This window comes from Paenibacillus sp. LPE1-1-1.1 (assembly GCF_040676435.1).
Classification (GTDB): domain Bacteria; phylum Bacillota; class Bacilli; order Paenibacillales; family Paenibacillaceae; genus Pristimantibacillus.
The window spans coordinates 1-259 of sequence record NZ_JBEGHY010000027.1; the positions used below are offsets into that span (position 1 = coordinate 1).

The window sequence follows — 259 nt, forward strand, 5'->3', positions numbered from 1 at the left end:
GTGAAGTCGTAACAAGGTAGCCGTATCGGAAGGTGCGGCTGGATCACCTCCTTTCTAAGGAAATACCCGGACCCGATGAGGTTCGGATAAACTTGGCAGTTTATCGCTTACTCGTTGTCAGTTTTGAGAGACTAATCCTCTTTCAATGTAAGTCATGTCATCCGTTTGGTGGCGATGGCGGAGGGGAACCACGCGTTCCCATACCGAACACGACCGTTAAGCCCTCCAGCGCCAATGGTACTTAGACCGCAGGGTCTTG

At 51.7% G+C, this 259-nt stretch carries 2 rRNA genes; both read left to right on the forward strand.

Annotated elements, in window-relative coordinates:
* Positions 1-54: ribosomal RNA gene (locus MRBLPE1_RS23130) — 16S ribosomal RNA — on the forward strand; the annotation flags it as partial.
* 110 nt (positions 55-164) lie between these two features.
* Positions 165-259 (forward strand): 5S ribosomal RNA (rrf, locus tag MRBLPE1_RS23135); the annotation flags it as partial.